Source organism: Arachidicoccus rhizosphaerae (genome assembly GCF_900107765.1).
Lineage (GTDB): Bacteria > Bacteroidota > Bacteroidia > Chitinophagales > Chitinophagaceae > Arachidicoccus > Arachidicoccus rhizosphaerae.
On sequence record NZ_FNQY01000023.1, the window covers coordinates 39,375 to 63,151 of the forward strand.

Annotated in this window: 22 protein-coding genes; 11 read left to right on the forward strand and 11 right to left on the reverse strand. The window is 42.9% G+C overall.

Features of this window, described 5'->3' with window-relative positions; all coding sequences use genetic code 11:
* Nucleotides 1-150 precede the first annotated feature (150 nt).
* Both tpiA and BLU80_RS15630 read right to left on the reverse strand, forming a co-directional pair.
* The gene (gene tpiA, locus BLU80_RS15625) at nt 151-912 is read right to left on the reverse strand and encodes a triose-phosphate isomerase (RefSeq protein WP_091400332.1); all 762 of its coding nucleotides are present in this window, start codon (nt 910-912) and stop codon (nt 151-153) included.
* A 70-nt stretch (nt 913-982) separates the two neighbouring features.
* Nucleotides 983-2,281 carry a hypothetical protein gene (locus tag BLU80_RS15630; protein ID WP_091400335.1) on the reverse strand — a complete coding sequence of 433 codons (1,299 nt, stop codon included), beginning with the start codon at nt 2,279-2,281 and terminating at the stop codon, nt 983-985.
* A gap of 183 nt (nt 2,282-2,464) precedes the next feature.
* Between BLU80_RS15630 and BLU80_RS15635 the strand changes: the two genes are divergently transcribed.
* Complete coding sequence (locus BLU80_RS15635; RefSeq protein WP_139188171.1) at nt 2,465-3,619, forward strand: serine hydrolase domain-containing protein; 1,155 nt, start codon at nt 2,465-2,467, stop codon at nt 3,617-3,619.
* A 656-nt stretch (nt 3,620-4,275) separates the two neighbouring features.
* Here BLU80_RS15635 and BLU80_RS15645 read toward each other — a convergent pair.
* From BLU80_RS15645 to xerD, 4 genes are read right to left on the reverse strand one after another with little or no spacing between them, the layout of a single operon-like run.
* Nucleotides 4,276-4,506 carry a hypothetical protein gene (locus BLU80_RS15645; RefSeq protein WP_091400343.1) on the reverse strand — a complete coding sequence of 77 codons (231 nt, stop codon included), beginning with the start codon at nt 4,504-4,506 and terminating at the stop codon, nt 4,276-4,278.
* A complete protein-coding gene (locus BLU80_RS15650; RefSeq protein WP_091400347.1) occupies nt 4,506-4,901 on the reverse strand; it encodes a hypothetical protein in 396 nt (131 codons plus the stop codon). The genes BLU80_RS15645 and BLU80_RS15650 overlap by 1 nt, the downstream gene beginning before the upstream one ends.
* Nucleotides 4,891-5,073 (reverse strand): hypothetical protein, encoded by a 183-nt coding sequence (locus tag BLU80_RS15655; RefSeq protein WP_091400350.1) that lies wholly within the window; start codon nt 5,071-5,073, stop codon nt 4,891-4,893. Before BLU80_RS15655 ends, BLU80_RS15650 begins: the two co-directional genes overlap by 11 nt.
* Nucleotides 5,074-5,115: 42 nt before the next feature.
* Complete coding sequence (gene xerD / locus BLU80_RS15660) at nt 5,116-6,015, reverse strand: site-specific tyrosine recombinase XerD (RefSeq protein ID WP_091400353.1); 900 nt, start codon at nt 6,013-6,015, stop codon at nt 5,116-5,118.
* Between the two features lie 85 nt (nt 6,016-6,100).
* Here xerD and BLU80_RS15665 point away from each other — a divergent pair, with 85 nt between their 5' ends.
* Complete coding sequence (locus BLU80_RS15665; RefSeq protein WP_091400356.1) at nt 6,101-6,685, forward strand: YkgJ family cysteine cluster protein; 585 nt, start codon at nt 6,101-6,103, stop codon at nt 6,683-6,685.
* A gap of 84 nt (nt 6,686-6,769) precedes the next feature.
* The gene (gene manA, locus BLU80_RS15670) at nt 6,770-7,999 is read left to right on the forward strand and encodes a mannose-6-phosphate isomerase, class I (RefSeq protein WP_091400359.1); all 1,230 of its coding nucleotides are present in this window, start codon (nt 6,770-6,772) and stop codon (nt 7,997-7,999) included.
* A gap of 161 nt (nt 8,000-8,160) precedes the next feature.
* On the opposite strand, the gene BLU80_RS15675 is transcribed toward manA, so the two are convergent.
* Nucleotides 8,161-8,925, reverse strand: coding sequence for a L,D-transpeptidase family protein (locus tag BLU80_RS15675; protein ID WP_091400362.1), 765 nt, complete (start codon nt 8,923-8,925; stop codon nt 8,161-8,163).
* Nucleotides 8,926-9,346: 421 nt separating this feature from the next.
* On the opposite strand from BLU80_RS15675, the gene BLU80_RS15680 reads away from it, so the two are divergent.
* Both BLU80_RS15680 and BLU80_RS15685 read left to right on the forward strand, forming a co-directional pair.
* Nucleotides 9,347-10,975 carry an acyl-CoA carboxylase subunit beta gene (locus BLU80_RS15680; protein ID WP_091400364.1) on the forward strand — a complete coding sequence of 543 codons (1,629 nt, stop codon included), beginning with the start codon at nt 9,347-9,349 and terminating at the stop codon, nt 10,973-10,975.
* Nucleotides 10,976-11,115: 140 nt separating this feature from the next.
* Nucleotides 11,116-11,868 (forward strand): hypothetical protein, encoded by a 753-nt coding sequence (locus BLU80_RS15685; RefSeq protein ID WP_139188172.1) that lies wholly within the window; start codon nt 11,116-11,118, stop codon nt 11,866-11,868.
* Nucleotides 11,869-11,883: 15 nt separating this feature from the next.
* Here BLU80_RS15685 and BLU80_RS15690 read toward each other — a convergent pair whose 3' ends face one another.
* From BLU80_RS15690 to BLU80_RS15705, 4 genes are all read right to left on the reverse strand, one after another.
* Nucleotides 11,884-12,396, reverse strand: a complete 513-nt coding sequence (locus tag BLU80_RS15690; RefSeq protein WP_244518970.1) for a dihydrofolate reductase — start codon at nt 12,394-12,396, stop codon at nt 11,884-11,886.
* A 35-nt stretch (nt 12,397-12,431) separates the two neighbouring features.
* Nucleotides 12,432-13,226: a thymidylate synthase gene (locus tag BLU80_RS15695; protein ID WP_091400371.1), complete on the reverse strand. Its 795-nt coding sequence runs from the start codon at nt 13,224-13,226 to the stop codon at nt 12,432-12,434.
* Nucleotides 13,227-13,371: 145 nt separating this feature from the next.
* Nucleotides 13,372-14,418 (reverse strand): nucleoid-associated protein, encoded by a 1,047-nt coding sequence (locus BLU80_RS15700; protein ID WP_091400373.1) that lies wholly within the window; start codon nt 14,416-14,418, stop codon nt 13,372-13,374.
* A gap of 238 nt (nt 14,419-14,656) precedes the next feature.
* Nucleotides 14,657-17,149, reverse strand: a complete 2,493-nt coding sequence (locus BLU80_RS15705; protein WP_091400375.1) for a M1 family metallopeptidase — start codon at nt 17,147-17,149, stop codon at nt 14,657-14,659.
* 223 nt (nt 17,150-17,372) lie between these two features.
* On the opposite strand from BLU80_RS15705, the gene BLU80_RS15710 reads away from it, so the two are divergent.
* The 6 genes from BLU80_RS15710 to BLU80_RS20155 form a co-directional block, all read left to right on the forward strand.
* Nucleotides 17,373-18,350, forward strand: coding sequence for an MBL fold metallo-hydrolase (locus BLU80_RS15710; RefSeq protein WP_091400378.1), 978 nt, complete (start codon nt 17,373-17,375; stop codon nt 18,348-18,350).
* Between the two features lie 332 nt (nt 18,351-18,682).
* Nucleotides 18,683-19,708 (forward strand): DUF4097 family beta strand repeat-containing protein, encoded by a 1,026-nt coding sequence (locus BLU80_RS15715; protein ID WP_091400380.1) that lies wholly within the window; start codon nt 18,683-18,685, stop codon nt 19,706-19,708.
* Nucleotides 19,709-19,990: 282 nt separating this feature from the next.
* Nucleotides 19,991-21,115, forward strand: a complete 1,125-nt coding sequence (locus tag BLU80_RS15720) for a carboxypeptidase-like regulatory domain-containing protein (protein WP_139188173.1) — start codon at nt 19,991-19,993, stop codon at nt 21,113-21,115.
* A 149-nt stretch (nt 21,116-21,264) separates the two neighbouring features.
* A complete protein-coding gene (locus BLU80_RS15725; RefSeq protein WP_262482937.1) occupies nt 21,265-22,710 on the forward strand; it encodes an outer membrane beta-barrel protein in 1,446 nt (481 codons plus the stop codon).
* 6 nt (nt 22,711-22,716) lie between these two features.
* On the forward strand, nt 22,717-23,493 hold the full coding sequence (locus BLU80_RS15730; protein ID WP_091400387.1) for a GLPGLI family protein: 777 nt from the start codon (nt 22,717-22,719) through the stop codon (nt 23,491-23,493).
* Nucleotides 23,494-23,652: 159 nt separating this feature from the next.
* The coding region (locus BLU80_RS20155) for an AAA family ATPase (protein ID WP_139188174.1) at nt 23,653-23,777 on the forward strand (125 nt) is incomplete at its 3' end.

Consider the following 23,777-nt stretch of genomic DNA (forward strand, 5'->3'; position numbering starts at 1 on the left):
GCATAAACAATATAACATAGCCGAACAAAAATGGGGTTCTTTTTAAGATAATGTATCAAGCAGCATTATCTTAAAAAGAACCCCATTCATTATAACATATCTAATTCAAATAGAGGTCGTCTATTTATTGTATTATTTTTTATGCTCAGCTTAGTTTAAAGCGTCAATAATGGCAACAAAGTCATCAGCTACCAGAGAGGCACCACCCACCAGTCCGCCGTCAATATCCGGCTGACTGAATAGTTCTTTGGCATTATTCGCTTTTACGCTACCACCATATAAAATAGAAATCTTGTCTGCAGTCTCCTGTCCGTATTTACCGGCTAAATGATCTCTTAAGAATTTCTGGATTTCTTCTGCCTGTTCGCTGCTGGCTGTTTTACCGGTACCAATAGCCCAGATGGGTTCGTAAGCAATGATAACTTTGGTAATCTCGTCTTCACTTAAGTGAAATAAAGACTCTTCCAACTGTGTGGCCACAAAGGCATTCTGGTTGCCGCTTTCTCTGATTTCCAGGGATTCTCCCAGACAAAAAATTGGCGTAACACCGTTTGCTAAGGCAACGTCTACCTTTTCTGCCAGAAACTGATTGGATTCTCCAAAATATTCTCTTCTCTCAGAGTGACCGATTAAGGTATGGTAAACACCAACGGATTTCAACATTTCCACAGAAAGTTCTCCCGTATAAGCGCCAGAGGTCTTCGAATAGATATTCTGGGCAGAGATATAGACATTTTCCCTGTCTCCAACGATTTCTTTAGCGGCCTGCAGGTAAGGCGCAGGAACGGCAAAAATAACCGCATGCCCTTCTCTGACAGAAGTGGATTTAGAAAGGATATCACTTAACAGATCCTGACCCTGCTGCAGGGTCAAATTCATTTTCCAGTTTGCTGCTGCAATTTGTGTACGCATATTCAATTTTTGTTCAAGTTTTGTTTAATCAATATGTAACTGAGATGATGATTTGACCAGACAACAGCGCTTAGCGCCGCCTTCCGGTCTGGTCAAAGATATGATTCAAAATCTGAATTTCCCGTTTATCCAGGCTGCTCAACTTAAAGCGAAGCCAGTTTTCAATATGTACAACAGCCTTTTCTATTTGATAATCAGTTAAGTTATGACCAGTGCCCCATAGAAACGACCTGACATGTCTGGGCGGCATCTCAAGACCAAAAATATTACAGCACAGACCAATATTGGATCCTGTAGTCAGCTGTGTCCCTACGCCAATTCTGGTATAGTCTCCCATCAGCGCCCCGAATTTCTGTCCTACCGACCGGTAATCCTGTAACGCAGCGTCATATACCCGTACCATGCCAGCCGTATTTTTGACGTTACTGCCTCCGCTTCCCGCCCCGAAATTGCAAAAAGCGCCAATAATACTGTCACCCAGATATCCATCATGTCCTTTATTAGTGCCTTTATGGAAAATGCAGTTCTTGATTTCTCCTCCCAGCACGACGTCACTACCGGTAACCACAGGACCGTACAGCTTCGTACCCATTTTCAGTGTGGAATTATCCCCTAAGAAAAGGGGGCCCCGGATCAGGCATCCTTCCATCACCCGGGCATTTTTTCCGATATAGATCGGGCCGTTTTCTGTATTAAAGATGGCAAAATGCACCTCAGCACTTTGTTCTATCACCACTTCATGGCTGCCCCGGATTTTATTGCCAGAGGCCTCGATGGCCTTTGCATCCAAAAAAGGTCCGCCTTTAGCCAGCTGGAAGTCTATTGCGGATCTTATATCGGCTCCTGCAAAATGCAATAAGTCCTCTGGATGGAAAACCTGACGCACCTCCCGGGCCTCTGTCCAGCGAATCTTCTGTGGAGCGAGTAAGGTAAATAACGCTTTATTGGGATCTGCCTGATTAATAACGGCATTTCTAATGTCACTTATGGCCAGTTTTTCTTTTAATCTGACGGCTAGTACCTGTTGTTCCGCCTGATCTTCCTTATCATTTTGCCTGGTAATTAGGCCAGCCCCAAGGCTGATTCCACTACCCTGCTTTGCATCAAATAAAGTATTTAATGCCACAGGTCTTAGTCCCGCAAAAACCAGGTAGTCTCCCCGCTCTATACACCTATCCTCTCCAGACACATCAGACAGGAAATCCTCTGTAATCACAGAGAAGGTGACTGTTCCCTGATCCTGATTGTTGAAGGTCCACGCATCCAAAATCGAAATGCCGCCTGCAAGTAATTCCAGGATCGTCTTATTTTCTGTCAAAGGACTTAACCGGTCTCTGAGCGACCGGGTCTCAAATAGGTAGATTGCCATAACTTTCGAATAAAGTTCCTAAATCGGAGTTTAACCGTCAAATTTTTATGCAAATCTAAATAGACCCTTCCCCATTGGCCTAAAAAATGCTAAAAAAATCTTATTTTCAGCCCCTGGCGTGGAACTTGTTAACGAGCGATTATATTTCTATTATTTTTGTCCAAACTCAAAAAAACATTATTTGTGAAAGCACTTTTTCTCTTTTTTGCATCAGCTAGTATACTCATGTCCTGTGGCGCCACCAAGGATAAAAAAAAGAACCAAAAAGAGGAAAAAGAACCCAAGACCGGCCTTTACCCGGCAGATTCTTCTTATTTCAGGCCGCTGACGGACGCTGAAAAGGAGCATTACAAAAATGAGGTAGAAGCAGAATACCATAAAATAATGGGGCCGAATTTTAACGGCGAGATTCTGGTAGCTAAAAACGGCCAGGTTGTTTATGAGGATTATAAAGGTATTGCTGATTTTAGAAAAAAGACGCCAATAACGCCAAATACGGCGATGCACCTCGCATCGATCTCTAAGACTTTTACGGCGATGACCATTTTACATCTCTGGGAAACGGGCAAACTCTCCTTAGATGATGACCTGCAGAAATATTTTCCAAAATTGCCTTACTACGGCATTACGATTAAAATGCTACTCTCTCATAGAACAGGGTTACCGAACTATGTCTATTTTATGGAAAAGGGCTTTGATCGCAACAGAAAAGCCACCAATCAGGATGTCATCAACTTTATGATGGTAAATAAGCCTAAGATCACCGCTAACCCGGACAGGGCTTTTCAGTATTGCAACACCAATTTTCTAATACTTGCTTCCATTGTGGAAGAAGTCACCAAAATGCCTTTCCCGGACTATATGAAGGACAGCGTCTTTAAGCCGCTGGGCATGAATGATACCTATATTTTTTCGGCCAAAGACACGCCCACTTATAACCCGACTTACCAAGGCAACAGACCATTCCCTATGACCAATGTGGATTGTACATACGGAGATAAAAATGTGTATAGCACGGTCAGAGATCTGCTTAAATGGGACCGCAGCCTATATGCACATACGTTTTTAAAGGCTTCTACCCTACAGATGGCCTTTACTCCTCAAAGTCATGAACACGCCTCTATGCATAATTACGGATTAGGCTGGCGTACTTATTTTAACCCAACGACCGGTGATTCTATTATTTACCATAATGGCTACTGGCATGGCAGCAATACGGTATTTAACCGTATTATCCAGGATACGGCCACCATTATCCTGCTAGGTAACAGGTACAGTCCCAATAACTACAATGCGAAAAAGCTGACGCATATCTTTACTGGTCATAAGGATTATTAAATGACACAGCTTCACAAAGTAAGTGTGTAAATGTAAGGACAATAAAGCATAAGGGCAGTAAGCATCAAGTCAAAAGTTTGCAGTCGTTGCAATGAGTAGCATTAATTTTTATAAATGCAGGCAACAGCTGTACATAAATACTATCCATATCTTTTTCACACATGCCGATATATAGAAAATTTGAACCTGACAATGTTTTTTCTTTGTTATTCGCAAAAGCATCCAATTCTTTAAAGCAATGAGTTTTCAAGTGATGACATAATAAAATAGTAGAACCGCTCAATGAGCGGATTTTATTCATGGGTATTTCCCTTATGTGCATCATCTAAAAATTTCTTCTCCGTAGCTGTTAAGTTTACAATTATTTTCTTTCTTTTTACAATTACCTTATTATTTGATTCTAAGAGTTCTATAGGTGCTTGGACAGCAACCTTTGCCAGTTTGTTGCTGACTGTTCTGTATGTATAGATCGGCGCCCATCCGTCTTCAGCTTTTAAATAGTGGTTAGCATCTCTCTTCGGGTAACATTTTGTTCAGGAGTCCCTTTGCCACTAGTTAGCACTAAATATACTTCTCCAGCTTTTTTATTAACTTTGGTATAGATCTGTGATTGGTTATTTCTGACCCATCTTTAGAAAGCGCTGCTGAGAATTTACTCAGCTCATCTTTACTGCCCCACTTTCAGCTTCAAACGCTGGTTCTAGAAAGACCGTGGAAAGCTCGACTACAGCATTTACCCTGGACTTATCCTCCGTAAAATTATTTTCATAGTTTTTAAGAATATTCCCATTTCTGTCGCAAGGCGGAATAGTTAAAATGTGGCTATTGCTGCATTCATCCAAATAATTTTTAATTAAGTGTGCAAAGACAATCATTTTACTTTGCATTATGAAACAATTTCTTTCGTAACTATAACTTCTGCCCCTGAAGCTGCAATTATTTCTATTATACCGTCATAGGTAACAATCATATAATTGACTGCCCAATCATTGTATATATCATAAGACAATCGGTTAAAGGATTCAATAAAGTCTCCTTCTTTTGTTATATACAAAGACCAATCCTGTAGAATGAATGGAATTTCATCTAATGTCCTTAAATGATAACTTTCATCAAAATTTCTATAGCCATAATAATATTCAAAGTGAATTGTTACAATTTCATTTTGATTACTTTCATTTCCAAGTACAATAGTCAAACCATCTTTATGCACTAATTCTTTAAGAAATAGTTTGTTTGGAATATTTGGAAGAGGCTTCCATATTTTAATACTATTCTCCATATCTTATTTTTGTTATAGACCCATTAGGAAATTGTCTTTCTAAAGTTGGACTTCCTTCCTCACTTTTTTCCCTTACAATAATTCTTGAACCATCTTCAAGAAGGCCAACTTTTCCGTTATATGGCAATAAAAAACAACAAACAGTTTTTTCAAATATTATTGGAATAATCATTCATGATCACTAATAGCTACTTTAATCCCTATTTTCCAAAATCTATTTAAAAGCCGGATGAAACCGCTCCAATGTTGATTTTAAGAACTGTTTGTCCAGATGCGTATAAATTTCGGTAGTGGTAATGCTTTCATGCCCCAGCATTTCCTGGACAGCCCTCAGATCCGCACCGCCTTCTACCAGATGTGTCGCAAATGAGTGACGTAAGGTATGCGGTGAGATATTCTTTTTAATGCCGGCAGCTTTTGCCAGGTCCTTAATAATTAAGAACACCATCACACGCGTAAGAGGCTTTCCTCTTCTATTCAAAAATACAAAATCTTCATATCCCGGCTGAATCACTCCTACCCTTCTTTGGCCCTGTTCATAAATTTTAAGATAATGCATGGCCTCCCTGCCAATAGGCACTAACCTCTCTTTATCTCCTTTACCAATTACCCTAATAAAGCCGGTCTCCAGAAAAAGCCAGCTTTTTCTAAGCCCGACAAGTTCACTTACCCTGAGCCCACAGCTGTATAATACTTCCAGCATGGCCTTATTGCGATGACCTTCAGGCTTACTGAGATCGATGGCGGCAATCATGGCTTCTATCTCTTCAAAGGAGAGTACGTCAGGCAATTTCCTCCTGGTTTTCGGAGCTTCCAGCAGTGTAGTGGGGTCTGCCTTAATAAGCTGCTCTGTCAGTAAATACTTATAAAAACCTTTAATACCGGATATCAACCTGGATTGCGTCGTGGGCTCCAGCCCCAGCTCTGCCACAAACCGGATAAAACCTTGCAGATCTTTTAAGGTAAGCTGATGTGGTGCCATCTTTTTACCTTCCAGTTCCAGGTAGCTGGTCAGTTTTTGAATATCACGCAAATAAGCCTCCACCGAGTTGGGACTCAGAGACCGCTCAAGTTGAAGATAACCTGCAAATCCTTTTATAGAAGACTCCCACATTATTGGCAAAGTTATTCTAAAATCTTAGGTTTGTTGTACTATTCGTGAAGTTATACAAAGAGTCGTCGTTTTAACCAGGGAAAAGATGAAAAAAATCAATTTAAAGACCTTTGCCATAAAGGCCGAAGAAAAGAAAAAAGGATTCAGGAGGTTTATCAATAAATTAGAAAAACAGCCTCCTAAGAACTTAAATGAACTGGCCATAGAGACGGACAAACAGGTCTGGCAGGAGATTGACTGTACCACTTGCGCCAATTGCTGCAAAAAAATGACGCCCACCTTCACCCCAAAAGACATTAAAAGGGCGGCCACCTTCCTGCATATGACACCGGCAGCCTTTAAAGAAAAATGGCTGGTCAAACAAAAAAAAGAGAAAGACTGGGTAAACCGGCAGCAGCCCTGCCAGTTTTTGGATCTGTCCACCAACCTTTGCACTATATACGAGGCCAGGCCTTATGACTGTGCCGGCTTTCCACACCTGGCTAAGCAGAAAGTCAAGGATTACATCCATATCCATAAGCAAAATATCATGTACTGTCCGGCTACTTACCGGTTTATTGAGTTATTAAAAGACAAATTGAAAGGCTATCCCGTCAAAAAGGACCTTAGCGGCCTTAAAATAATCGGCAAGGGGAACAAACGCAAGTCACCCATTATCCCTGTGGAATAAATAGCCTTAGCCGGGCGTTTGGGTTTACTGGATAAGCTTTGTACTTTTGCCGCGATAAACCATCATTCTATCTAAATTGAACATATGTCCGAAAAAAACATATTTCTCCTAAGCGGCGTAGTCAGAAACTACAGCTGGGGTGGGACAACTTTTATCCCCCGTTTATTACAACTGGAGAATAAAAGTAACGAACCTTTTGCTGAGTATTGGATGGGAGCCCACCCATCTGCTCCATCCACACTGGACATGAATCACCAGAAAAATGCTTTAAACCAACTCATTGAACAGGACGCGGCCAGATACATTGGCAGTGAGGTCTTTGAGAAGTTCGGTGAATTGCCTTATTTGTTTAAAGTATTGGATGTCAAAGAAATGCTTTCTATCCAGGTACACCCTTCTAAATCAGAGGCGGAAAAAGGCTTTGATAAGGAAGAGGCGGAAGGCAAATCCATCAGTGACCCTACCAGAAACTATAAAGACCGCAATCATAAGCCCGAGGTCATGGTAGCGCTTAGCGATTTTTACTTATTGCACGGCTTTAAAAATGAAGCGTTACTGCGCCAGACATTATTAGACACAGCGGAACTTACGCCGCTTTTAGCAGAATTTGACCGCTCCGGCTACAAAGGACTCTACCAATACGTTATGGAATTACCTCAGGAAGAGGTAGATAATTTTCTGGAACCTTTGGTAAAATCTGCTTTAGCGACTGAGCCTGCCAAAACAGCGCCGGCTTACTGGGTTAAAAAGCTATATCCCAATGGCATTAGCGAATCAGAAGCCCTGACTAATATCGACCGGGGAATTTTCTCCATCTATTTTTTCAATATTGTATATGTAAAACCAGGCCAGGCTGTTTTTCAAGGAGCCGGTGTTCCGCACGCCTATTTAGAGGGACAGAATGTGGAACTGATGGCCAATAGCGACAATGTGCTCAGAGGCGGTTTAACGCCTAAACATATTGATGTACCTGAGCTTTTAAAGCATACGACTTTTGAAGGCATTGAACCCAATATCATGGATGGAGATCAACTGGATGATGCCACGTGGAACTATCCTTGTCCGGTGGGTGATTTTGGCATACAAAAAATTAACCTAACTGAAGGGGCCGCTACTGAAGGGCATAGTAAATCAGGAGAAATCATCCTGGTGATGGATGGCGACATCAATATCTCTGACAATGCGGATCCGGGGAGTCAAAACGATCTTCACTTATTCAGAGGGGAAGCCTGCTATATCTTACCGGGCACCCAGTACAGGGTTTCCAGCGATGAAAGCGGACAGGCTTATAAAGCATTCGTTCCTTTAGCCTAGATCCGGCTAAGCGATCTGGTTGGCTTTCTGTGTATCCTGCCCACCCGTCTACCTTATCTTTTTTTGGATATGCAAAGAGCGGTCTGGCAATTAAAGTCAGACCGCTCTTTTTATGCGGCTTGTGTTCATTTGTAGTCTTTTACACTACAAAACTTCAACCCTTAATTCAGTACATTATAATCTCCTTGTAGATCTACGCCTATTAAAGGCAATTCATGGTTTTGCTCAAAATAATCATAAACAGGCTTTAGGCTTGCTGTAAAATGCTGCTGATCCACATCATTAAAACTATACTTAGTGTAGTAGGCCAGGCTCTGCTCATTGTCAAAGCGCACCGGGAACACATGCACCGGAATATAGTTCTGACCATTTAACCGGGCTGCCGTAGCCAGCAGGTACACTTCATCAATCTGATCGTTTTGCAAGGGAATACAACCTACGGAAACGCAGTTTCCGTGGATATAAATTCCACCACCTGGTTTAACCTTATCGCTTAACAGCTTATCAGATTCATTGGGATAATTAAGTTTTAAAGACAGGTGATATTCACTTCTTGGATTAAAGCCAGAGATATAATAGAATCCTTCCGGCACCTGGTAATCTCCTTCTATTCTTTTAGGACCGATGGTGCCTGCCATTACGCAGACTTTATAAGTCTTAAAGAGCTTAAAAGGTTCATTATCACTGTTACGAGCCCAGACCTCTAACTGGCTGTCATACTTAAAAGAGCGGATATAGATTTCCCTGGCCGGCCAGATAAGACCTTTTTTCCCAAACGCTTCCCGGAGCGTATTTTCTGTTCTTAGCAACTCTGTCGTGATACTGGGAGAGGTCTGCGCCTGCTGAGCAATGGGGCCCTGCGCATTTGCCTGACTGCAGCAGACACCAAAAACCAATACAAAAACACTTAAAATAATCCTTTTCATTGAAACTCAACTGTTTTATTAATAAGACTGCTCAATAAATCACATCAGAAATAAGTCAAATCACTGACCTTAACTTAAAAAAAGCACGTCTACACCTAATGAAGGTTTACCAAAAATAAGCTATTTCACCAGTTACCAAAATTAAGCAGGTTTTATTAGGTTTTATTTTGGGAATATGCTAGTTCCTCCTCAATTAGCATAAAACTTGTCGCCATTAAAAATTGTCCCCAATCCGTTAAGTGGCTTTACCAAAGGCTGATCCCGTGCCCAAATTCTGCTATCCCTCCCCTAAAGAAACCTATCTTTTACATCCTGAAAGGCAATCGTTTATGGATTTCAGTAAAATATTTTTTAAAATTTGAATGCTCCCGCTTTATATATAACAATTAAACCCTACCTTTAAAACTAATAATCGTTAGTAATGGATTTAAGTAAACATAAAAATGAAGACTGGATGAAGTTATTATCCAGTGATGTAAAAGCCAAAAGAGCACAGATTATGCTGGGCGGCGGCAAAAAATCGATCGAGAAACAACACAGCAGAAAAAAACTGACGGCCAGAGAAAGAATTGATTACCTGATAGATAAAAAAAGCAGGTTCCATGAACTGGGCAGTTTTACCGCTTATGAAATGTACCAGGAGTATGGCGGCTGCCCCAGTGGCGGTCTGGTATCCGGTATCGGAGAAATCGCCGGACGTAAATGTATGATTATCGCTAATGATCAGACGGTAAAAGCAGGTGCCTGGTTTCCGATTACGGCCAAGAAATTTTTAAGGATGCAGGAGATTGCCATGGAAAACCGTTTACCGGTTATCTACCTGGTGGATAGTGCCGGCGTTTTTTTACCGCTGCAGGCAGAAGTATTTCCGGATAAAGAGCATTTTGGACGGGCATTTTATAATAATGCCCGGATGAGTGGTATGGGCATCACTCAGATTTCTGCGGTGCTGGGTGCCTGTGTGGCAGGAGGCGCTTATTTGCCCATTATGAGTGATGAGACTTTAATGGTAGAAGGCGCAGGCAGTATTTTTCTGGCGGGCCCTTATCTGGTAAAAGCAGCCATCGGAGAAGATATTGACGCAGAGACTTTAGGGGGAGCCACCACCCATAACGCCATCAGCGGCATTGCGGATTATAAATTCGACTCAGAAACGGCCTGTCTGGATCAGGTCAGAAGGCTTATTGCCAAACTGGGGACTACCCCAAAGGCCGGATTTGACAGGGCCGCACCTGCGCTGCCGAAAACAGATCCTGCCCAGTTATACCAGACCCTTAGTACCGGTAACGCCAAGCCTTATGACACCCTTGATCTCATTCACGCAATGGTAGATAACAGTGAGTTTGATCAGTTCAAACAGGACTATGGCAAAACCATTGTCTGCGGTTATGGCCGTATTGACGGCTGGGCAGTGGGCATCGTCGCCAACCAGCGGCTGGTTGTCAAAAGCGGCAAAGGAGAAATGCAGCTAGGCGGTGTCATTTATGGTGATAGCGCCGACAAGGCCGCGCGCTTCATCATGAACTGTAATCAGAAGAAAATCCCTTTGGTATTCCTTCAGGACGTAACAGGGTTTATGGTAGGCAGTAAAAGTGAACACGCCGGCATCACCAAAGACGGTGCGAAACTGGTCCAGGCGGTCTCCGATAGTATTGTTCCTAAATTCACCATTGTCATCGGTAATAGTTTTGGCGCCGGCAACTATGCCATGTGCGGCAAAGCCTACGGACCCAGATTTATCTATGGGTGGCCTTCTGCTAAAATAGCCGTGATGGGCGGCAGCCAGGCGGCCAAAACCTTGCTACAGATACAGGTAGCTTCTAAAAAAGCCAAAGGTGAAAGCGTATCAGAGGCAGAAGAAAAAGCCTTACTGGAAAAGATAACTTCAAAATACGAAGAACAGACGACTCCATATTATGCCGCTGCCAGACTCTGGATAGATGAAATCATTGACCCGGGTGTCACCCGCGAAAAAATCGCACTGGGCATCGCCTGCGCCAATGAAAACCCTGATTTTGACAGCTTTAAATTAGGCGTGTTTCAGGTATAGCAAGGCCCGGATAAACGGGCACTTTTAAAATATTCCGGCCATAAAAGGCTACGGTTCCATACAAAAATAATCCCATGGCACTGTAGCCTTTTTGCATGGTGAAGCCGTTTATAAAAAAACATTACCCATCATATTTTATCATGCCTATTCACTGCCTGAGAACACTACCGTTTTTATTCTTGCTGTTTGCGGTCTTATCTGCCAAGGCGCAATCGCTATCCATCAACAATCAGTCCCGTATCCCTCAAAAATACGGCTCTTTCAACCTGAGTGCCGGCATGATCTTTATGCCGGCCAAGACAGCCTCTCATTTGTTAGGTCAAAGGCCCTCGGTTGGATTCCACCAGGGGTATCGTTTTAATTATGCTTTTAATAAAGACTGGCTTGCCTACGGTGCTTTGGGCATTAATTATTACCGTAGTCAAAGACCGGCTATCTTAGACCCAACCGCTATTGGCATCCATGCGGAAGATATCCTGGAAGCCATTTTTCGTCCCATCGAAAACATAAAACCTACACTGGACGCCGGTGTCATGTACCGGTTAAAAATAAAAAATTGGGAAATCCTGCCTGCCCTTGGATTTAGTTATACAGTCGATGACTGGGGAAGAGACCGGGAGCTGACACTTGACAACGGAGTGCATCTGCATTACAAAATGCAAGGAGACGTACCGGGTATAAAATGGGGCGTGAATGCACATTATTGGGTCTCTAAAAAAGCAATGCTTCTACTGGGCTTACAGGCGGAACAGCCCCTTCAAAAACCAAACGCTTCCGCCATTTACCTGAGAGGCGACGACATAATGAAGTCCGAAAAAATCCGGTCTTCGGCCTATGGCCGCAATCTTTATTTTGAGGTTGGCTACGGATTTAGCTTTGCCAGAAGATATTAAGGCTTTTTTTGTGACCTATTTTTTTCTCTCCCAGGTCTCAAACACATAGGCATATGGATTTTTCTCATCTGCCTCATGCGGGAAACTGGCCACTTTGTTCCATTGTTTGGGATCCAGCTCCGGGAAAAAAGCATCTGCATCTTCAAAACTGGCATCTATACGGGTCAGGTAAACTTTATTTGCTTTAGGCAACAGTAATTTATAGATCTCAGCCCCGCCGATAACCATCAGTTCATTATAATGATGTTCCTGGGCTAAAAAGAAACCATCATCGAGTTTACTGACAACAACTGCCCCTTCTGCCTTAAAGTTTTTATCCCTGGATAATATTATATTCAGTCTTCCGGGCAGCGCTTTACTTTCCAGCGCCTGGAAGGTTCTTCTGCCCATCAGCACGGGTAAACCCCAGGTCTGATTTTTAAAATATTTAAAATCTTCCGGCATATACCAGAGCATCTGGTTATTTTTACCGATGGCATTATTATTGGCTGCTGCAACGATTAAAGTAATGTTCATGGATGTGGACATAGTATAGCGGATAAGATTTTTAAATATATAATGTATTAAACAGCAACAATGCCTTTAATATGTGGATGAGACTGATAATTTTCCAGCGTAAAATCCTCAAATTTAAAATCATACAAATCCCGGACCTCCGGGTTCAGCTTCATGGTTGGAAGCGGATACGGGTTGCGGGTCAGTTGTAACCTGACCTGTTCAAAATGATTGTTATAAATATGCAGATCGCCGAAGCTATGGATAAAGTCACCCGGCTGCAGCCCTGTTACCTGGGCCATCATCATCGTAAGCAGTGCATAGGAGGCTATATTGAAAGGAACCCCCAAAAAGGCGTCCGCACTGCGCTGATAGAGCTGGCAGCTTAATTTTCCGTCAGCTACATAAAACTGAAACAAAGCATGACAAGGGCTCAGCGCCATTTTGGGCAGATCGGCTACGTTCCAGGCATTGACTATGATACGACGGCTGTCGGGATTTGTTTTGATCAGTTCTATCGCCTCCGTTAACTGATCATATATTTTCCCGTCAGCACCTTCCCAGCTACGCCACTGCTTTCCATACACCGGACCTAAATCGCCGTTTTCATCCGCCCATTCATCCCAGATAGACACTTTATGTTCATTGAGATATTTTACATTGGTATCCCCCTGTAAAAACCAGAGCAGTTCGTATATAATACTTTTCAGATGCAGCTTTTTAGTCGTCACCAGGGGAAAGCCTTCCTGGAGATCAAAGCGCATCTGATAACCAAACAAGCTGCGCGTCCCCGTTCCGGTCCGGTCAGACTTATCCGTCCCCTTATCCATAATATGTTGCAATAACCCTAAATACTGCTGCATGACTTTTTATTTAATGCTGATAATGAGCAGGCTATAAACGCCTTAGCGCCGCCGCCCGAAGCCAAAAATACTATATTGCTTTCATATTTAAAAGCGGCCCTGGGCAACCGGTGCCCTTCCCTACCTTACAACGGAGCGCCCTACTCTAGCTTTCTTCATCATAATAGAGCTTATAATAATGTTTACCGCTCATATCATCAAAGCCTTTCTCCAGTAAATCCCTGCGGGCATGGATATAAATATGGAAGTTTTTATCCAGCTTTAAAATTGACTTAAAGGATTTAGCCTGCTTTTTTACGGCGGCCAGGTTGATATCAAAACTTTCCGGTGTTTCAAATTCCCTGGACTTCTCGTAATTCTCCTTATAAGCCATAAAAGTATCGATTACTTCTTCATGTACAATTACGTCCTTGGTAAACTCCTGCAAATCAAACTGTTCATTGGTTTTAAAGTAATCCATGGACCTTTCTACCAGTTCCAGCTGTTCGCTCTTGGCCACTTCAAATTTATCCGGATATTCCTGGGTAAAGAACTGTTTGCAAAAACCTAGTAATTTATCGGTCTGATGATAGGCATCACTGTAAGGCGTTACCTGCAGGAATTCATCGATCCAGTAATGGGTATCATTTTGCTTATTGGTGATATCCACCACGCAAACCACATACCCTTCGGGTCGCTGGCGGTTATAAATCACACAACCTTTATCCAGTTTATTGATATTTACGCCTTCTTCGGAGGTGACCTCCAGATTGTCTCCGTGGGGGAAGACCTTTAAAAAGGGCTGCTTGGACTCACTTTTAAAGATCCCGATGGCTTCCACAAATTCTCCATCCAGTGGCACTTCTCCAAAATGAGCCACATAGAGCTCCCCTTGCTTCACCTTCACATGCGTGCTTTTACTGAAAAGAAACTGTGCGATATCCACCGATACCTCCGTGAAGGACTTTTTGTCCTCAAAAATTCTGCCTGCGTAGGCATATAGCTCATTGAGTTCCAGATCACTGACATGGGTAAAGTGATAGCGTTCGTTTTCATTAAAATTACCCAGAAAATATTTGGTGAGCATCTCTCTGACCAGGGTATCATTTAAGGTAAGCGGCGCTTCTGAAAGCACCAGCTGCTCGCCCCTGGTAGGATTGCCTACCTGATGCACAATCACACTGCGAAGTTCTACATTTTCAATTGCTGTCATGGCAGCGAAGATAAGTCAAGCCGCCAAAAATCTTAACCCGAAGCGCAAAATCTCCCCAAATGATTTTGCGATTTTGCCGACCAGCCTCTGAACCTCCATTAGACGGGCATTATTTAGCTGTAAAAATAAAAACCGGGGTGCTGCTCTTTTTTTGAGCCTGCACCCCGATACTTATTTTACCGGCTTTTAGGTCGCTATCCTGTGGACACCGGATAACGAGCCTTCATCTGGCGGATTTTTATTTAATCTGAGATTTTAAGTAGTCAATCTCCTGTTGATCCTTAGCAGCGTCTGCAGCCTGGCCGTGTGCCTGGGTCTTTTGAGTCAGCAGCTGGGTCAGGGTCTGATTAATTCTTTCTTTAAAGGGGGGATACATGGCAGCGATTTTCTCCCGTACCTCTACTACCGCGTCTGTCATTTTCTTGAAATGATCCGGATCCTTCAGGTTATTCATATAGGATATCATATCAAATAACCCGCTGACTTTCTCCTGGCCCATGGGCAGTTCGGTGAAATTCTTATAGATTTCATCAAAATCCGCATCCGTTTTAGTCAGAATGGTCAGTTTCTGGACGACAGAAGCCAGTCTCCCCTTGGCATCTTTTTCCAGCTCGGGCAACAGTGTCATGGCGGCCTGCTGATCTACTTTGGCCAGGCCCTGTAAAGAAGCGCCTGCTACACTGTAAGAAGAGTCTTTAACCCCGGCCGTAAAGATATCCTTATAGGCAGGATCTCCGGTAAAGGCCAGCACGTCGATCGCTGCGGCGCGAACAGGCCGGCTTGGGTCATTTTGTGCGATCTGCTGCACTTTTTTAAAGTCTGCTGCCGTGTAACTATTGGGATTGGTTTGCTGCAGGACATCTTTTCTCAGCCCAAAATACGGATCATTTAAAGCGCTGATCAGAAAATCCTTGGCGCCGGCCTCATCCATATGATCACTGGCGTAATCAATGGCTTCTTTTCTGTCTACATAATTACCTGCTAACTTATACTGTGCAATAAACTCCTGCAGGGTTTTGTGATCTGTTTTCTCAGCCAGCAGTATCTTATCTCCGTCCACATTCACCAGCTCGGGTTTTGCAGCCACTGAAAAACTAAAAAGCTGACGCTGGTGATCCATCCATACACTATGTCTGGTCTTCTTGCCTGCTACATATACGTCGATATCAATGGGCAGTTGAAATACTTCTGCTGATTTTTGCTGCTGTTCAATAGCCACAATGGTTTTATGCTGACTGGAGTCATACACATAACTAATGTCCAGTACCGGATGTCCGGCCCCAAAATACCACTGGTTCCAGAACCAGTTGAGGTCCTGTCCGGTGACCTGTTCAAAAGCCAATCTTAACTGATGGGCTTCCCCTGTGGAGAATTTATTTTGATTCAGATACAGGTTCAGTGATTTAAAAAAGGCGCTGTCACCCACATAATGACGCAGCATATTTAAAATACGGCCGCCTTTATTATAGCTGACGGCGTCAAACATGTCTTCTTTATCTTTATAATAGAACCTGACCAGGTCTTTATTTTCACTGCCGCTGCGCAGATAGCCCTGCATCTCATTATAAGCCTGGGCCTCACCTGCATCTTTACCATATTTGTACGTCTCCCACAAATATTCACTGTAATTGGCAAAGCTCTCATTCACGGTCAGATTGCTCCAGCTCTCGGCCGTTACTAAATCACCAAACCAGTGATGGAACAGTTCATGGGCAATGACATCTTCCCATCTGTTACCGTCGGTCAATTCCCGGGCGTTCTGCTGGGCGGATTCCTGGTGCAGGGTGGCGGTTACATTTTCCATGGCACCACTGACATAATCTCTGCCGACGATCTGATCGTATTTTGGCCAGACGTAATCCAGCCCCAGAATTTTGGAGAAAAAGCCGATCATCTCGGGTGTATTGCCAAAGATTTTACGGGCTACATCCTTATAGGCAGGTTCTACGTAGTACGCAACTTCCTTCCCTTCATAGTGATCCTTTACGATAGCATAATCGCCTACTCCCATAAAGACAAGGTATGGCGCAATGGGCATATCCAGCTTCCAGGTGTCGGTTCTTGTCCCATCGCTGTTTTTTTGCTGATGCGTTAACAAGCCGTTGGACAGCGTAACATACTTATCCGGTACCCGCATGGCGATCTCGATCTTTGTTTTCTGATCCGGCTTATCAATGGTGGGAAACCATACACTGTTGCTCTCGGTCTCTCCCTGGGTCCAGATCTGGGTAGGTTTATCTTTATCCAACCCTTTGGGGTTGATAAAATAAAGCCCTTTATCATCTGTTATGGCTGCGCTGCCATGAGATTTAATCTCATTGGGCTTTGAAGTGTATTCTATATAAACGGTATAATTATCTGCGGCCTTAAAAGTTTTACCCAGCTGAATATGCAGCTGCAAACTATCGCTATAGGTATACTTTAATGGAATTTGCTTGCTACCGCTGACAAGTGCCACTTTAGCAATATCCATCCCCTTTGCATCCAAAGTCAGGCTGTCCGTATCATAAAAATGGGGACTTAATGTAATCCAGGCCTTGCCATATAAATAGCTTTTGTCGTAATCAAAGCGAACATCCAGCTTCGTATTGACAATATCATTAATTTTTGGAGAGGAGGCTCTGTACGCTTCTTTCCAGGCCGTATCCCTGGATTGCGTATGCACTGTTTGTGCCTGTAAAGTTCCTTGCAGACAGGCAGTAGCGAGGATCGCTACGATAAGATTTCTCATGAATTATTGCACTTTTGTTGACCGTAAAAATAGGGATATTACCGAAGATTATCCGGAAGATTATGCGTAATTTGCATAAAAGTTAGCTACAGCGTTCGTAGTAGCGGCATCCTTTTTTGATGAGCGGCGCAGTGTCTTCAAAAAAGCCCGTTGGCGCCCTTGGTATCCCTTCGACTACAAAGTATCCGAAAAAAGGGCATCCATTATTAATAAACCATTTATAATGAAACGATTACGTAGAAATAGCCTGCATTTTATTTTTATATTCTTCCTGGGATGCACGGTTTTTACCGTACGGGCCCAGCATCATTTTACCATCCTGCCGCTGGGCGTATACGGAGGCGGTGATGAAGGCAATCTCTCCTGCTATCTGATTGCGCCCTTTAAGGACACGGCTTTTATTGCCCTGGACGGCGGCACCATTAATGACGGCCTTAGGGCCGCCAGGCGACATCATTTTTTTAAAATGGACCCCGCTGATTTTCAAAAAAACCGCATTAAGGGATATCTGATCTCTCATCCGCATTTGGATCATGTGGCAGGCCTGATTATTAATGCTCCGGAGGATAGTAAAAAACCCATTTACGGGCTTCCCTTTACCATACAAACCCTGAAGACCAAATACTTTACCTGGACCAGCTGGGCTAATTTTGCCAATGAAGGCGAACAACCGGCCCTGAATAAATATCACTATGTCCGCTTACAACCGGGCCGGTCAACACCGCTGGAAAATACCAAATTGGAGGTAACGGCCTATCCGCTCAGTCATGCGGTGCCAGGCAAGAGCACGGCCTTTCTCATAAAAAATGGTGTCAATTATTTTCTCTATTTAGGGGACACAGGTGATGACGCTATCGAGCAAAGCACTAAAATGCAGGATTTATGGCAGGCGGTTGCACCTATTTTAAAAGCGGGTCAACTCAAAGGCATTTCCATTGAATGTTCTTTTCCGGACCAACAGCCGGATGCTCACTTATTCGGGCATTTAAAACCGGTGCTTTTAATGCGCAACCTGGCGACCTTAGATAGCCTGGCCGGCGGCAATAACTCCCATCACCCCATCAAAGACTTACCTGTTATCATCGCCCATATAAAACCGGTTGGCAGCAATGAACAGGTAATCCATAAAGAGCTCCATCAGCAAAACGCCCTTGGCGTCACCCTTATCTTTCCCAAAAGAGGCAGGAAAATATTACTGTAGAGCAGCTGATGGCGGCCTGTTTACATGGGATATGAGCACTTTGCATTCCCTTACATCTGTCTATAAGCACACGGCTGTTTATTGTATTTATTGATAATAATGTACGGATCTGTCAAAATCATTATTTTTGAAAGGCATCGATATTTAGATATAGTTAGAAACCGGCAGCCGGACATCTCAAAAAAGCCGGTCACTCGTACCAGTTGTATCAAAAACGTACAGTTCCATACAACAAAGGATTCAATAACAAGCTATTATTCAACATATTATAACCTTGGCCTTTATTTGGCATGCTTTCCATCATTAACCGGATAAATTTAAAACAGATACAAATGAGAAAATTAGTTTTCGCTTCTATTTGCGCAGGACTGGCCGCCTTTTCACTGTCTTGCATCAGCGTGGAATCCAATGGAGTACATTTTAAGGGGCAGTCTGAAGAGATCAGCCTGATGACAAAATCTTTTAATGCCGGCTCCATCGGTAACGTAAAGGCCATTACCAGCGGCGGCAATATCAGCATCGATGGTGATGCTGTCGGACAGGCAACTATTGAAGTGTTGGGCAGAGGCAATAACGGCAAAAACTATTCAAAAGAAGAAATCATGGAAATCCTGAAAAATGACTATGAATTTTCGGTAGACAAAGAAGGGAACACCCTGACAGCGATTGCCAGAAGAACTAAATCGGGCAGCTGGAATAAGAGCGTCAGCATTTCTTATATCATCCATGTCAGTCATGAAGTGGCCACCGATCTTAAAACCAGTGGCGGCAATATCCGACTGAGCGCCTTAAAAGGTGATCAGAATTTTTCCACCAGTGGCGGTAATATCAGATTTGATGGCCTATCCGGTCAAGTCACGGGCCGAACCAGCGGCGGAAATATCGAGGCCACCCAAAGCGGTGGTGATATCCAGGCCACCACTTCCGGCGGCAATATCAAAATGGAAGATCTGAAAGGCAACATAGAAATGAGAACCAGTGGCGGCAATATTTCCGGAAATAGCATAAACGGCAATTTAAGCGTATCTACCAGCGGCGGCAATATCAGCCTGGCAGACATAGCAGCGACCCTTAAAGGTAATACCAGCGGCGGCATGATTAAAGCGGACTTTAGCAGCTTTCAAAATAACGCATCGCTTTCTACCAGCGGCGGTAATATCAGTCTTTCCATTCCTGCCAACACGAAAATGAATTTTGACATTAAGGGTTCTCACGTGAGCATGGCTCAGGTAAACGGCCTTCAGGTACAGATAAATAAACAAAAGGATCACGCAACCGGTCAGTTAAATGGCGGCGGGCCTTCGCTGGATGCCAGAACCAGTGGCGGCACGGTAAAAATAGATTTCGGGGCAAATTAAGTAATTGAATAACGGTGAATCAAACTAAGGGCAGTAGCAAATAAAAACAGCTACTGCTTTTTTTATGCCTAAAGTGAATGCGACCGGGTATGTTCAGCGCAGGCGCGGTTCTCCCAAAATAACACTTCACTAACAATATTTCCATTAACTTAGTTATATCATCTATTCTAACTTCGTCTGCATAGTGATATATGCAATTCCGGGAATTAAACCAGACATTCAACACAAAACCCAGACGGCTTGTATAATCAATACCTGAAATATTTTTTAAAAGCATCCCTGATGATGCTTCTCTTTCTCCTTATTACAGGTATTACCTGCGGGCAAAATAAAATTACGGGGCAGCTCCTAGATACCAGCCTCCCACTTCCGCTTCCCAACGTTTCCGCCTGCCTGCTATCAGCTAAAGATTCCTTTATTGTTACAGACACCAGAACCAATAAAAATGGATTCTTTGAACTGAAAAATATCAAGGACGGCGACTATCTATTACTTTTTACCTACCCTGGTTATGTGGACTTGTTTCAACCTGCCCAGTGTAAATCAGATTCAACAAGCATCATCAATCTGGGAATAGTAAGCCTGATGACAAAAGGCCATTTGCTGGCAGACGTAATCATCAAAAGTAAATCAGCCAGCGCCATTGTCATCCGAGGCGACACAACAGAATATACCGCCGACAGTTTTAAAGTGGATAAAAATGCCAATGTCGAAACCTTGTTAAAACAGTTACCCGGTATTCAGATTGACCCCTATGGTCATATTAAAGGACAGGGCAAGGACGTTCATAAGGTCCTTGTGGATGGGGAAGAGTTCTTTGGAAGTGACCCCTTACTCGTTACCAGAAACCTGAGAGCAGATATGGTGGATAAGGTTCAGCTCTTTGATCAAAAAACGGACCGGGCCATTTTCACAGGCATTGACGACGGTATTAAAAACAAAACAATCAACATCACGCTTAAACAAAATAAAAAAAACGGTGCATTTGGCAAAATCGAAGCTTCGGCCGGCACCAATAACATCTACGGCTCCAGGGCCATGGTCAATGCCTTTAAGGGAGCACAAAAAGCAGCGGCTTATCTAACAGTGGCCAACAACGGCGTAACCGATCTTTCCAGTTCCGACCAGGGCACCTTTGGCAGTATTGCAGGAGGCAGCGGCCAATTTCAGGGAGAAGGCCTGCCTACATCCATTTCGACGGGCGGTCATTATAACAATAGCTGGCAGCATCATTCAACGACTTTTAACGGAGATTATAAATACAATCAGTTGCAGATAAAAAATCAAAGCAGCACCACGGACCAGAATTTTTTACCGGAAGACGCCTATATTATCACCCGGTCCGACCTGCAGAGCCACAACAGCAAATCCTTACACCTGATCAATATGTCCTCTGACATAAATTAGATTCCTCCTCCAGTTTAAAAATTGCCGCAAATGGTCAGCTTGAAAACACCCTCAATCGTTCCAATACCCGTTCAGCGGCCTATAATCAGAATCAACTGCTATTAAATAACACCGATGCAGCGAACACAAACAAAACCAACAGTCAGTATCTGAATACCAGCGCTTATTGGACAAAAAGGTTCCATAAAGACAAAAGGACCTTGTCCGCCATGGTAAATCTGGTCCAAAATAACAGGACCGGCAGCGGCTCGCAAAATGCGACCAATCATTTTTACTCCACAAAAGCAGCAAATGTACCGGACAGTAGTCAATATATCGACTTAATCAAACATTCCAGCTACCACCTGGATCAGTTCTCAGCCAATATCACGTATACGGAACCTGTCAGCAAAAGCCTTTCTTTCATTGCTAACTACGGCTATGACGGCTTTAAGACAAGATCCAATATTAACGCCTTTGATCAACTACAGGGCGCAAATACAGAAAACATCGACAGCTTATATAGCAATCATTTTATTTACCGGCAAATAAATAACCACCTGGGCTTAGACTTCTCCTACGGTAAAAAGAAAGTATTATTATCCTTTGGCAACCATTTCAATCAACAAAAATTAGAACAAGTTAATTTATTTAAAGATTCAGCCTTCACAAAGACATATTTGAATATGGCCCCTCATGTCAACTTAACCCTTAACTTAAGTAGTCAAAAATCTTTCAATGTGCATTATGATGGCGCCTCCACCCTTCCGTCCGTATATCAACTACAACCCATTGTGGATAATACGGATCCCTTATACCTGGTGGTGGGCAATGCGCAGTTAAAGCCCTCCTTTTCCAATAAACTATCCGCTTCCTATACCGCCTATAATACAAAATCAGACCAGTACTTTACCATTAATATGTCTTATAACCTCACCAGTCATGGAATAACCAGTAACATTTCAACGGATGCGACCACAGGTAAAACCCTCATGAGTTATCTGAATATCAACAACCGGTTCAATACCCATTTTTATAGCGCAGGCACTTATTCCTTCGGAGTCTCAAAATCCCAGAAGCTGAAGCTTTCGGTAAGCGCAGAAGTTCAAAACAGTAAATATTTCAATTTCATAAATGGGGTACAAAATGCAATGCATGCCAAATCATATGCACTGGCATTGGGGCTAGACAAAACAAGGACATCTACCTACGACTTTAATATTTCAAACACCCTGGGTTATATAATTAACAAAGCTAGTTTACAAAACGCTTTACATAACAATTACCTTCAAAGCAACAGCACACTTAGCTTCAATTATTATCTGCCGGCACATTTTCAGCTGCATACCGACCTGGATTATGTCTGGCAGGATAAAACCAACCAGTATACGACCAGCTTCAATAGGTTATTATTGAATAGCTGGATTGGGAAAAAGTTTTTAAAAAACGAACAACTCCTGATTAAAATATCTGCCAACGATATCTTTAATCAAAATACCGGTTTTAGCCGCAATGCCTATAACAATATAGTCACCCAACACAGCTTTCTGACCATTGGAAGAAACTTCGGCGTGTCGGTTATCTGGGACTTCAAAAAATTCAAAAGTGAAAAATAAAAATTCATGAAACCCAAAAAAGTGATAAAGCTATTTCTATTTTTCCTGCTTATTTCAAAAGGCTACCTCTATGGGCAACTCCCTGCGATCATTACCAAAGGTAAAATCACTTTTGAAAGAAGGGTGAATGCCTATGCCCTGCTCAGAGATCATTTTGATTTACCCGACAATCAAAGGTTTCAGCAATTTACCATTCAATATAAGGCGGCGAATCCTCAACTGCATAAGACAAGCTTTGACTTATATTTTAATGATTCCCTGTCTTTTTATACACCCACAAAAACAGAACACAGTTCTGATCAGTTTATTGATGTTATTGCCTCCGGCAACTCGGTATTCACCAACCTGCATACTTTACAAAAGCTGTCAGAAAAATCCGTCGCGGACAATCAGTATATCATTAAAGAACCGCTCGGGAAAATAAAATGGCGGTATACCAATGACACAAGAGAAATCCTAGGCTTCCATTGTCACAGAGCCAATGCCATCATTTTAGATTCGGTTTATGTAGTGGCCTTTTACACCGATCAGATCACGTCTAAATCAGGTCCGGAGTCCTTTTGGGGATTACCCGGCATGATACTGCAGATTGCCCTGCCTGGTAATTATATTGTATGGGAGGCAAAAAGGGTGATAGCGGAGAATGTCCCTGGGGCGGATTTCGATTTTAAGCCCAAAGGCGTTCAATCCAACCCGGAAGCGCTGGAAAAAGCCGCGGCATCGTTTTTAACCAGTAATATTGGTTTTGCGTTAAACTGGTTTTTATTGACTACCAGGCTGTAAATAATTGTAAAGAAGGTCTGGAAGCACCCCCCGAACCTGTTTTCTATCTTTTCTGCAGCAGTTGCCTTTCACCGAATACCCGCCCTCTTTATTTTTGCCAAATTTCGGCTAAATCTTATTTTGAGGGTGCCAGCCAGAGAATATCCGTATCTTCGCTGTATGTTAAGAAAATACCCCATTGGCATACAGAGTTTCCGGGAAATCCGGCAGGGAGGTTATGTTTATATTGATAAAACTAAGATTATCCACCAACTGGTTGAAACGGGTAAATATTATTTTCTCAG

Excerpts from the sequence above, each read along its gene's own strand:
- tpiA (WP_091400332.1), bottom strand. The coding sequence starts at position 912 with ATGCGTACACAAATTGCAGCAGCAAACTGGAAAATGAATTTGACCCTG.
- BLU80_RS15630 (WP_091400335.1), bottom strand. The coding sequence starts at position 2,281 with ATGGCAATCTACCTATTTGAGACCCGGTCGCTCAGAGACCGGTTAAGT.
- BLU80_RS15645 (WP_091400343.1), bottom strand. The coding sequence starts at position 4,506 with ATGCAAAGTAAAATGATTGTCTTTGCACACTTAATTAAAAATTATTTG.
- BLU80_RS15650 (WP_091400347.1), bottom strand. The coding sequence starts at position 4,901 with ATGGAGAATAGTATTAAAATATGGAAGCCTCTTCCAAATATTCCAAAC.
- BLU80_RS15655 (WP_091400350.1), bottom strand. The coding sequence starts at position 5,073 with ATGATTATTCCAATAATATTTGAAAAAACTGTTTGTTGTTTTTTATTG.
- xerD (WP_091400353.1), bottom strand. The coding sequence starts at position 6,015 with ATGTGGGAGTCTTCTATAAAAGGATTTGCAGGTTATCTTCAACTTGAG.
- BLU80_RS15665 (WP_091400356.1), top strand. The coding sequence starts at position 6,101 with ATGAAAAAAATCAATTTAAAGACCTTTGCCATAAAGGCCGAAGAAAAG.
- manA (WP_091400359.1), top strand. The coding sequence starts at position 6,770 with ATGTCCGAAAAAAACATATTTCTCCTAAGCGGCGTAGTCAGAAACTAC.
- BLU80_RS15675 (WP_091400362.1), bottom strand. The coding sequence starts at position 8,925 with ATGAAAAGGATTATTTTAAGTGTTTTTGTATTGGTTTTTGGTGTCTGC.
- BLU80_RS15680 (WP_091400364.1), top strand. The coding sequence starts at position 9,347 with ATGGATTTAAGTAAACATAAAAATGAAGACTGGATGAAGTTATTATCC.
- BLU80_RS15685 (WP_139188172.1), top strand. The coding sequence starts at position 11,116 with ATGCCTATTCACTGCCTGAGAACACTACCGTTTTTATTCTTGCTGTTT.
- BLU80_RS15690 (WP_244518970.1), bottom strand. The coding sequence starts at position 12,396 with ATGTCCACATCCATGAACATTACTTTAATCGTTGCAGCAGCCAATAAT.
- BLU80_RS15695 (WP_091400371.1), bottom strand. The coding sequence starts at position 13,226 with ATGCAGCAGTATTTAGGGTTATTGCAACATATTATGGATAAGGGGACG.
- BLU80_RS15700 (WP_091400373.1), bottom strand. The coding sequence starts at position 14,418 with ATGACAGCAATTGAAAATGTAGAACTTCGCAGTGTGATTGTGCATCAG.
- BLU80_RS15705 (WP_091400375.1), bottom strand. The coding sequence starts at position 17,149 with ATGAGAAATCTTATCGTAGCGATCCTCGCTACTGCCTGTCTGCAAGGA.
- BLU80_RS15710 (WP_091400378.1), top strand. The coding sequence starts at position 17,373 with ATGAAACGATTACGTAGAAATAGCCTGCATTTTATTTTTATATTCTTC.
- BLU80_RS15715 (WP_091400380.1), top strand. The coding sequence starts at position 18,683 with ATGAGAAAATTAGTTTTCGCTTCTATTTGCGCAGGACTGGCCGCCTTT.
- BLU80_RS15720 (WP_139188173.1), top strand. The coding sequence starts at position 19,991 with ATGATGCTTCTCTTTCTCCTTATTACAGGTATTACCTGCGGGCAAAAT.
- BLU80_RS15730 (WP_091400387.1), top strand. The coding sequence starts at position 22,717 with ATGAAACCCAAAAAAGTGATAAAGCTATTTCTATTTTTCCTGCTTATT.